The following is a 9,186-nucleotide window of genomic DNA, read 5'->3' as shown; positions in this document are numbered from 1 at the left end:
GATCCGCCGCCTGCGCATCCCTTCTCAACAGATTCACTTGTCAAAGATCCAGGGCACCCACGAAACGCGGACACCAGAGACACCCCACCGATCGGATCCAGTCCGACCAGAAAACCCCCGCCATGCGAAGAAGGGCATCTGTCGCGGCAACCTCAGCCACCGCCCGACCCAATCACCTAGACCGTCCGGCCACCGCCGTCAAGCCCAAATTCAGGGGTCAGTCAACCATCGCCGCCAGATCGCTCCAGCGCGTCGGTGAGGCGCTTTCTAATCGCTCCACCAAACCCTGTCAACCGCTTTTTTCAGATTTTTCTCAACACCGCCAAGGCACCGAAAACAACCAGAAGAAACGATCAACCATGTCGATAATCAATCCACATTCCTTAAAGAATGCTGAACAATCATCAACACAACGATGATTAACATAATCTCAACTTGTCAGACCAGAAACCCAGCCTAAGAACCTCGGATACTGGCCAAAACCACCATCCATCCCCCGCCAAGCCACAGAAGCTTCGCCACCAGCCCCAACGGGAGGCGCCGTATAGACCCACCACATCCCGCAACGCAACAACTATTTTCAATCAACCGCTCTTTCCCCTACGCCAATCCCAACTGTCGCAACTCGGCCAGAACATGCTCCGGCAAGGGCTCGTCCATTTGCCCGCCGCCCAGGTCGGCCGGCGCGTCCTCTGGCTTCAGATAGCGCCAGCCCTGGAACGGACGCTTGGGCATGGACACGGTCTCCGTCAGGTCGGGATCCATCAGCATGCGGCAATATTCCGTGCCGTCAACATCGCGAACCGCATCGAAGCCGATGAAGCGCTGTCGGCACTGCACGAAGCCCTTCACCACCCAATAGATGCAGCCGCCATCCAGCAGCTCCGCCGTTCGCGTCGGCGCCCGTTTCGTATAGGTGGGTACGACGGGCCGACCCTGCCAGGTGATCTGGTGGTCGCGGCGCCAGTCGCGCATGGATTGCAGGCTGTCGGCACCGACGGCCAGACGCAGAAGATGGATGGTCATGACAGATGCGCCCGAAGGATCAGAAGAGCTGGGCGTCTGATATGGACCGGGGCTCAGGCGCCGGCAAGCGGGTTGGATGCGCGGCAGCGGTTCTCGAAATCGCTGGAAATGAATTCGGGCTTCTTGAACAGGCCACGCAGCCACGCGGCCAGCATGCACAGCTCCTCCAGTTTCAGCACCTCGTCCAGGGTGCCGGAGGGAAAGCGAACCTCGAAACTTTCGGCGATGATCTCCAGCACCTCTTCCACCTGCTCAATGCCCAGGCCGCAATCGGTCTCCAGCACGGCGGTGCGGGTCAGTGTCTTTTCATCGACCCCATATTCATCCCGGATCAGTTTCACGATCCAGCGGAACATGTGCATCCAGTTCGAAACGCCTTCGATGGATCGACTCACGATCCCCGCTCCTGTCCTGTGAATGCCGGCCCGAAGGCATGCCCCCCGTAGGGGGTACGACGACCCGGGCGAACCATGGCACTATCCGCATAGAGCGTTAATCTTTTTTTGTCGCCCGAAAGGATAGTGCCCGCACGCGGCGCGGGGCGCCTATGTCTGCCCATCGGAGGCCCGGGTCATGCCGTGGTCGGTCTCGCGGTACAACGTCACCAGTTCATCCACGGCAGCCGAGGGCACCCCCAGCGATTCGAGCGCGCCGCGCGCCAGCACCAGGCTGCTTTCGAAGGTCTCGGGCACCACGGCCTCCACCCCATGCGCCAGCAGCGTCGCTGCATGGGCCCGATCACGGGCGCGGGCAAAGAGACGCAGGGAGGGCCAATGGTCGCGAAAGGCCGCAACCGTACGGGCCGCGGCCGCGGGATCATCCAGCGTGATGATGGCGGCCACGGCATGGTCCGCGCCCAGACGCTTCAGCGTCTCGTGGCGGGCGCTGTCCCCATAATGCACGGGAATGTCCGCCAACATGCTTTCCCGCACCAGGTCCGGATTCATGTCCAGCGCCACGTAGGGCACCTGCTGACGCGCCATCAGGGCGGCCACCGTCTGCCCCACCCGGCCGAAGCCGCAGATGATGACATGGTTGGTGACCTCCTCCGGCGCACCACCCTCTGTCACGCGGGCAACAGGCGGAGCGAAACGGCGGACCAGCTGGTCGGCCAGGGCCGGTAGGAACGGCGTGAAAGCAATGGAAAGACCGATGACGGCAGCCAGGGTCTGGCCCAGCGTGCTGTCGATCAGGTGTCCCGCCGTCGCCGTCCCCAAGATGACGAACGCGAATTCCCCCGCTTCGCCCAGCAACAGGCCGGAGCGGATGGCCACATCGCGCGGGGCACCGAAAAGGCGGGTCAGAAGATAGGCGACAAGAGCCTTCAGCAAAATCAGGGCGATGACGCCGACCAGTATCCAGTGCGCGCGATCCGCAATGGCGGCAAGGTCGAACCCCAGGCCGACGGACAGGAAGAACAGGCCCAGCAGCAGGCCCTTGAATGGCTGCATGTCCGATTCCGCCTGGTGGCGGAATTCCGTGCCGGCCAGCACCAGCCCGGCCAGGAAGGCGCCCAGCGCCGAGGACAGTCCCCCCAGCCCTGTCGCCCAGCCCGTACCCAGCACGATCAGCAAGGCTGTGGCGGTGAACAGTTCCGTGCTGCGGGTGGCAGCCACCAGCCGCAGCAGCGGACCCAGGGTGAACCGGCCCAGAAGCAGGATTGCCGCCACGGCCAGCACGGCCTTGCCAACGGCGATGGCCAGGGCCAGCGGGATCGATTGATCCTTCGGCCCCGACAGGGTAGTGGCCAGCAGCAGCAGCGGCACCACGGCCAAATCCTGCAACAGCAGCACGGCGAAGGTCACCCGTCCCGTCGGGGACGCCACCTGCCCGCGCTCGATCAACAGCTGCACGACGACAGCCGTTGAAGAGAGTGCCAGACCGCCGCCCAGCAGCAGCGCCACCATCAGCGGCGTGCCGAAGATCGCGGCAATGGCCGCCCCCAGCAGGCCACCGGTGAGAATGAATTGTGCCACCCCCAGGCCGAAGACCCACCGGCGCAGCGCCCGCAGACGATCAGCGGAGAGTTCCAGACCGATGAGGAACAGCAGGAAGACAACGCCCAGGTCGGCAACAGCCTGCACCTGTTCTTCCAGTGCCACGAGTTTCAGGCCGGACGGGCCCAGAATCAGGCCGCCGACCAGATAGCCAAGAACAGGGCTGATTCTCAGGCGATGCAGGAGTAGTATGCAGCTGACGGCGACGGACAGGAAAAGCAACGTCTCTTCCACAAGGGAGTAGCCATGCATGACGTGCTGAGCCCCTTCCACCACCGCCCTCCTCTCGCCACCGCGGCGGAACCATTCCGGTGGCGGACCGTTACCTCTGCGGAGGAAGATACGAGGTGAACTCCCCGGCAGGGTAGCTTTTTATAATTCTGTCATATCTGACAACGGAGGAAGCAATGCCCCATCCTGGTAAAGCAGCCGATCCGATGACCGAACGTGAATGGCAGCGCGCCCGGGACGAAATCACCCGTCGCAGCCATCCTGCCACCCGCCAGCGCCATGAGAATGCCGAAGGGGACGCGGATCTGCGCCAATGGGAGTGGCAGCGGCTGCGGCCGAACGACCATCTGCACCGCAAGGCCACGGTCGGCCGGGCCTGATACCGCGTTTCAAAGCGCTCAATGATCGGGGCGGCGTGCCTGTCCCGGTCACTGAGCGTGCCCCGTGCCCTGAAGGTTGATTTGCGGTCCGGCGCAGCGCCCCCCCCAGGGTGGCCGGGGTGACCGGGACAGGGCTGCCTTCATCGCATCGACGCCCGGGCCGTTCACAAAACCAAAGAGACCGATGCCCCCTGCCTCCCTTCAACGGCAGGGACAGGTGTGGATTGGTACCGTCGATCCTGTCAGTCCGGCCGGAAATACTGATCCTCGAAATCGGCCAGCATTTCCTTGGCATCATCCAGCAGAGCGCGGATGACGCGGCGGTCAGGCTCCGTACACAGGGTCTCGCTGATCGCCCGGCCCAACTGCCCCGACGCCTGCGCAAGCAACTTCACCGCCAATCGATCCTCCAGCTTCATCGCCGCCTCGTGTCGTGACCTTCGGCTCCATAAATAGTCCGGGATGAGATTTTTTTCGACATTGCTGTCGAAAGTCCCGACCCTGCTCCGTCAAGGGGTTCTGGATCGGCCATGCGCGCCGGTCCGCAACCGAATTCCTGGAGAATGACATGGCCAAGTTTATGCTGATCCTGCGTGAAGACCCCGCCACCTTCGCTGCTCTGTCGCCGGACGAGATGCAGGCCATCATCGACGAATACCGCCGGTGGGGCGAGAGGATCGGCCAGGCCGGAAAGCTGGCGGGCGGCGAAAAGCTGCGTGACGAGGGCGGCCGGCATGTGACGGCGCGATCCGGCACGCTGGTCACCACCGACGGCCCCTATGCCGAAGCCAAGGAAGTGATCGGGGGCTTCTTCATTGTCGACGCCGCCGACTATGCCGAAGCCGAGCATCTGGCCGCCGGTTGCCCGCATGTGCGCTTCGGCACCATCGAATTGCGGCAGGTCGACGACATGGGCGGCTGAGCCATGGACAGCGGGGAGACGGCGGCCGGGCCCCTGGTTGCCGGTCTTTTCCGGACGGAATTCGGGCGGCTGACGGCCCGGCTGGCCCGGCTGCTGGGGCCGGGCCGACTGGACGAGGCGGAGGAGATCGTGCAGTCGGCGCTGTCCAAGGCGCTGCATGTCTGGCCCCATGCCGGCATTCCCGACAATCCCGCCGGCTGGCTTTGGCGCACGGCCCGCAATGAAGCGGTGGACGGGTTGCGCCGCCGCCGCTTCACCGCCGATGTGGACATGGATGAACTGGCCCGATCCCTGGCGGGTGAACCTGGGCGGGGGGAGGCGCGCTTTGCCGCCGAATTGGCGGATGAGAAGCTGGGCCTGATTTTCGCTTGCTGTCATCCGCTGCTGTCGGTGGAGGCGCGTGTGGCCCTGACGCTGAAATCCGTCTGCGGGTTGGGCACGGGCGAGATTGCGCGTGCCTTCCTGCTGCCCGAGCCAACGCTTTCACAGCGGATCACGCGGGCGAAGGCCCGGTTGGCCGACGCGCGCGTGCCCTTCGTCATCCCGGCTGGCACGGCTCTGCCGGAACGGTTGGAAGCCGTGCTGATCACCCTTTATCTGATGTTCAATGAAGGGGTCGGCAGCACCGATGGCGATCGGCTGATCCGACCCGACCTGGTGTCGGACGCCCTGCATCTGGCGCGCGAACTGGCCAACCATCCCGTCGTGGGCCGGCCGGAGGCCAATGCCATGGCGGCCTTGACCTGCCTGACGGCGGCGCGCCTGCCGGCCCGGCTGGACAAGGACGGGTTGCCGGTGCTGCTGGCCCACCAGAACAGGGGCCGCTGGCACCGCGGGCTGATCGCCGCCGGCTTCCGCCACCTGAAAGCCAGCATGGCGGGGGCGACCGAGACGCGCTGGCACCTGGAAGCGGCCATCGCCGCCGCCCACGCCATGGCGCCGACCTGGGATGCCACCGACTGGCCACAAATTGTCGGGCTGTATGATCGCCTGGTCCTGCTGGCGCCCGGCCCTGTGACCTGGCTCAACCGGGCCGTGGCGCTGGCCGAACGGGACGGGCCAGCCGCAGGTCTTGCGGCGTTGGCCGCTCTGGAAGGTGACCCGCTGATGGCCCGCTTTCCCCTTTACGCTGCCACCCGTTCCGCCTTTCTGGAACGGCTGGGCGATCGGGCGCAGGCGCTGGAGTTACTCCGCCTGGCGCTGGACCTGGCCGATCGGGTGGGGATCAGTCAACCCGATCGGCTATTGCTGACGCACAGAATGGAAAAGCTGGCCGAATAATGTTGCGCGTGCAGCGCAACATCGCGTTCCCTTGTGGATGCGGGGCAGACGATGTCGGGATGCTGTATATCGGCCCGTCCGCCCGGTCACGTTCCCTCAGGCGTCGGGCGGGCGCATCCGTGCCCAAGGCTTGCGGCGCATGAGCGCCGGACCGGTCATTACCGGTCCGAGACGGTCAGTAGAGGACCGTTGGCAACCAGCAAGGGGAGGACCGCATCCATGCATGTCTCTGCCATTCTGAAGAACAAGAGCGCCACCATCATCACGACCCGGCCCGACGAGAACGTCGCCACCGTCGCTCATATCCTGCATGCCAACCGGATCGGCGCCATCCTGGTGCTGAATGAGACGGGAGGCATTGCCGGCATCCTGTCGGAACGCGATATCGTCCGCGGTCTTGCCCTGCATGGGGCCAGTGTCATGGACAAGCCGGTATCGGCATTGATGACGGCGAAGGTGGTGTCCTGCACGCCCACCGATACGGTCGCGTCGGTGATGAGCCGCATGACAGAGGGCCGCTTCCGCCACATGCCCGTAGTGGAAGATGGCATCCTGGCTGGCGTCATCTCCATCGGCGACGTGGTGAAGTTCCGGCTGGCCGAATATACACATGAGGTGGAAAGCCTGCGGGACTACGTCTCCGGTCGCCTCTGACCCGTTGCCGTCATCCTGGTCGAGACAGCTTCCCCTGCCGGCAGGCAGGGGATTGTTGGCATGTGTGCGGGACGCCCCCGGGGGTGCCTGTGCCTATTCCCGGGCGATAATGCGATCCATCAGCAGATTGGCCCATCGCTGCGACGTGAAGGCCGCCTTCATGGCCGCCGGGTCGTATTCATGCTCAACCCAGCGGTAGAAGTCGTCGACGCTGCTGCCGCCGCTGGCAACAAAGCAATCGAAGAAATAGTCCAGGATGCCGGTCTTTGACTGGCGCAGATGCCCGAACCGCCAGGAGAGCTGCTGCTGTGCCTCCGCGATCGGCAGGCCCAGGGCCACAAACTGGTAAAGCACGCTCATGAAGCCGACACGGTCGGCCCCCGCCTTGCAATGCATGACGGCGGGTCCCGGCAGGCGCGCCCACAATTGGCGGGCCGCGAACAGATCTTCCTTGCGGGGCACATCGCGGGAACGGACGGGGAAATCGATCAGTTCTATGCCCAGTTTCGCGCAGGCCCGCACCTCGAAGAAATAGGACCCGCATCCAGGCCGGCGTCCGCGCAGGTTGATGATCGTCCGCACGCCCAGGCGTGCCAGGGCCTCCACCTGTCCGGGCGTCGGCTGCGCACAGCGGTACATATCCGGCCCGATGCGGTGCAGGTTGCGGTAGGCCATGCGGATGAAGCTATGGTCCTTGAACAGGCTGTTGAGCCAGCGCCCCGCCAGATCCAGCGGTCGCTGGGTGCGCGCCCATTCAGGCACGACGCCGGGAACCAGCGGCTGACGGGTTTCCTCGTACTGCATCCCTGATCTCTTCCCCTGTCGGGCCCCTGCGGGCGTCATGTGCGTCCCGACATCCGAATTCATACGATACCGCGCCAAAGGCGGGCGAGTGCAAAATACCCGCTTTTGGTTATGTTTCCTTGACGTCATGGCAGCCCCGGCACCGCACTATGCCATTCGGCTATACACCGGCGATTTTCAGCCCGGATGGCGCGCGGGGCGAGGGACGGGACCGGCGCCACCAGCGGTGCCGTACACAGACGACGCCACGGACAGGTTGAGCGACGTTCAACCCCTGAGACCTCCGCAGTCCGCCACCGGATTTTGGCCGCATATGCCCCCTTGCCATGCGCAGCCAACAAGCCTAGGGTCGCCACGCCCAATGTGCAGAGGGGTTGATTTCCGTGGTTCGTAGCCTGTCTCTTTCCTTTCCGCGTGGTTTGACGCACGCCTTGCTGGCCGGCGCCGCCGCGCTGTGCCTGACCGGCGCCGCCGCCGCCCAGTCCAGCAACCAGCAGCAGGCCCCCGCCGGTGGCGGTCTGATCCTGCCCGGCGCGGTGCAGAACCCGCAGCAGGGCAGCAGTCCGGCGGCCGGGACCATCGGCGGCCCCGCTGCCGGCACAATCGGACAGCAGGCACCGGCTGCGGCCGCGCCGACGGCCGGCACCGTGGGCGCCGCCGCGCAGGGCCAGGTCGCCAAGCCCGCCGCGGCCCCGGCGGCACCGCCGAAGCCGGCCAAACCCGCCGCCCCGCGCGGCGAATGGCAGGTGGGTCCGCAGGTTTTCACCGATGGCAGCTTCAAGATGTGCGCCGCGTCGGTGGAATTCGACAATAACCTGCACCTGCTGTTGCTGAAAAACCCGCAGAAGCGCGTGCAGCTGGTGCTGGGCATTCCCGGCGCGCAGATGCCGACGGGTCAGCGGACCGCTGTCAAACTATCCATCGACAGCAAGCTGACGCGCGAATTGGGCGCCATCGTCAGCCAGCCCAACGCCCTTGCCATTGGCCTGGGCGATGATGCCGACGTGCTGAAGGGTCTGACGACCGGCAGTGTCATGACCATCGAGGTGCCGGGCGATGTCGCCGCCTTCCAGTTGAAGGGCACGACCAAGGCCATGAACGACCTGACGACCTGCGTCGATCAGGGCGTGGCCGGCACCCTGAAGCTGCCCGCCCCGACAGAACCCGCCATCGCCCCGTCGCTGGCCAAGCTGTTGGTCGATGCGGGCCTGTCGAACGCGCGCGCCATCCCGGTGGACAAGATCCCGCCACAGCAGCGCCCCGGCGACTACGCCTGGCAGATTGGCGACAAGGTTCTGGGTGCGGTCCGCAGTTTCCCCCTGGGCGACAGCGCCGGCGACTTCACCAAGGTCAGCGACAGCTATCTGGAACAGCTGAAGAAGAGCTGCGAAGGCACGTTCACGCCCGCCATCGGCGCGATCGAGAAGCTGCCCGCCTATCAGCTGCGCTCCGGCTCCGTGAACTGCGATGCCGCCGGCAACAAGATTCACGTCGCCGTCATCATGCAACTGATCGAACTGCCCAAGCAGCAGGGGCAGGCGCAGCAGATCCGCGTGCTGAACGTGTTCTCCCACGAAAGCACCGATGCGGAGAAGGCGCAGGCCGACGCCGCGTCAACCGGGATCATCAAGGTCCTGAAGGACAAGGGCAAGGAACCGCTGACCATGCCGACCGGCGCACCCGGTGGCGCGGCTCCGGCGCCGGCTCCCACCGGGGCCAAGCAGCCTTAATCCCCCCTTCAGCTTCGGGAAGGGTTCATTTCACGGCGAAGGGCCGGGTGCTTGGCACTCGGCCCTTTTTCGTTGCCATCGCGCAACGATCTTCCCTTTGGCTCCGTTCCCCCGCAACAAAGCGGACCTTCACCCCCTCAGCCATGTCGTCATGATGGGAT

10 protein-coding genes are annotated in these 9,186 nt (G+C 65.0%); 5 read left to right on the top strand and 5 right to left on the bottom strand.

Annotation, left to right across the window (positions count from 1 at the left end; translation table 11 throughout):
- Positions 1 to 600 precede the first annotated feature (600 nt).
- The 3 genes from ACODTW_RS10740 to ACODTW_RS10730 form a co-directional block, all read right to left on the bottom strand.
- Complete coding sequence (locus ACODTW_RS10740; RefSeq protein WP_488945986.1) at positions 601 to 1,026, bottom strand: DUF1489 family protein; 426 nt, start codon at positions 1,024 to 1,026, stop codon at positions 601 to 603.
- Positions 1,027 to 1,079: 53 nt separating this feature from the next.
- Positions 1,080 to 1,421, bottom strand: a complete 342-nt coding sequence (locus ACODTW_RS10735; RefSeq protein ID WP_488945985.1) for an acyl carrier protein — start codon at positions 1,419 to 1,421, stop codon at positions 1,080 to 1,082.
- Positions 1,422 to 1,571: 150 nt separating this feature from the next.
- Positions 1,572 to 3,275 carry a monovalent cation:proton antiporter-2 (CPA2) family protein gene (locus tag ACODTW_RS10730; protein ID WP_488945984.1) on the bottom strand — a complete coding sequence of 568 codons (1,704 nt, stop codon included), beginning with the start codon at positions 3,273 to 3,275 and terminating at the stop codon, positions 1,572 to 1,574.
- A gap of 185 nt (positions 3,276 to 3,460) precedes the next feature.
- On the opposite strand from ACODTW_RS10730, the gene ACODTW_RS10725 reads away from it, so the two are divergent.
- A complete protein-coding gene (locus tag ACODTW_RS10725) occupies positions 3,461 to 3,634 on the top strand; it encodes a hypothetical protein (RefSeq protein WP_488945982.1) in 174 nt (57 codons plus the stop codon).
- Positions 3,635 to 3,876: 242 nt separating this feature from the next.
- Here ACODTW_RS10725 and ACODTW_RS10720 read toward each other — a convergent pair whose 3' ends face one another.
- On the bottom strand, positions 3,877 to 4,029 hold the full coding sequence (locus ACODTW_RS10720) for a hypothetical protein (protein ID WP_488945981.1): 153 nt from the start codon (positions 4,027 to 4,029) through the stop codon (positions 3,877 to 3,879).
- Positions 4,030 to 4,202: 173 nt separating this feature from the next.
- On the opposite strand from ACODTW_RS10720, the gene ACODTW_RS10715 reads away from it, so the two are divergent.
- The 3 genes from ACODTW_RS10715 to ACODTW_RS10705 all read left to right on the top strand — a co-directional run bounded on the left by ACODTW_RS10715 (position 4,203) and on the right by ACODTW_RS10705 (position 6,491).
- On the top strand, positions 4,203 to 4,556 hold the full coding sequence (locus ACODTW_RS10715) for a YciI family protein (protein WP_488945980.1): 354 nt from the start codon (positions 4,203 to 4,205) through the stop codon (positions 4,554 to 4,556).
- A gap of 3 nt (positions 4,557 to 4,559) precedes the next feature.
- Positions 4,560 to 5,837 (top strand): RNA polymerase sigma factor, encoded by a 1,278-nt coding sequence (locus ACODTW_RS10710; RefSeq protein WP_488945979.1) that lies wholly within the window; start codon positions 4,560 to 4,562, stop codon positions 5,835 to 5,837.
- Positions 5,838 to 6,056: 219 nt separating this feature from the next.
- Positions 6,057 to 6,491, top strand: coding sequence for a CBS domain-containing protein (locus tag ACODTW_RS10705; protein WP_488945978.1), 435 nt, complete (start codon positions 6,057 to 6,059; stop codon positions 6,489 to 6,491).
- 93 nt (positions 6,492 to 6,584) lie between these two features.
- On the opposite strand, the gene ACODTW_RS10700 is transcribed toward ACODTW_RS10705, so the two are convergent.
- A complete protein-coding gene (locus ACODTW_RS10700; protein WP_488945977.1) occupies positions 6,585 to 7,295 on the bottom strand; it encodes a protein tyrosine phosphatase family protein in 711 nt (236 codons plus the stop codon).
- Between the two features lie 383 nt (positions 7,296 to 7,678).
- Here ACODTW_RS10700 and ACODTW_RS10695 point away from each other — a divergent pair, with 383 nt between their 5' ends.
- On the top strand, positions 7,679 to 9,025 hold the full coding sequence (locus ACODTW_RS10695) for a hypothetical protein (RefSeq protein WP_488945976.1): 1,347 nt from the start codon (positions 7,679 to 7,681) through the stop codon (positions 9,023 to 9,025).
- Positions 9,026 to 9,186 lie beyond the last annotated feature (161 nt).

Source organism: Niveispirillum sp. FG148, from assembly GCF_057809655.1.
Note: the sequence above shows the minus strand (reverse complement) of the source record. Positions and strands in the feature narration are given on the sequence as shown.

Coding starts and splice junctions, on each gene's coding strand:
- ACODTW_RS10740 (WP_488945986.1), bottom strand. CDS start 1,026: ATGACCATCCATCTTCTGCGTCTGGCCGTCGGTGCCGACAGCCTGCAA.
- ACODTW_RS10730 (WP_488945984.1), bottom strand. CDS start 3,275: ATGCATGGCTACTCCCTTGTGGAAGAGACGTTGCTTTTCCTGTCCGTC.
- ACODTW_RS10725 (WP_488945982.1), top strand. CDS start 3,461: ATGACCGAACGTGAATGGCAGCGCGCCCGGGACGAAATCACCCGTCGC.
- ACODTW_RS10715 (WP_488945980.1), top strand. CDS start 4,203: ATGGCCAAGTTTATGCTGATCCTGCGTGAAGACCCCGCCACCTTCGCT.
- ACODTW_RS10710 (WP_488945979.1), top strand. CDS start 4,560: ATGGACAGCGGGGAGACGGCGGCCGGGCCCCTGGTTGCCGGTCTTTTC.
- ACODTW_RS10705 (WP_488945978.1), top strand. CDS start 6,057: ATGCATGTCTCTGCCATTCTGAAGAACAAGAGCGCCACCATCATCACG.
- ACODTW_RS10700 (WP_488945977.1), bottom strand. CDS start 7,295: ATGCAGTACGAGGAAACCCGTCAGCCGCTGGTTCCCGGCGTCGTGCCT.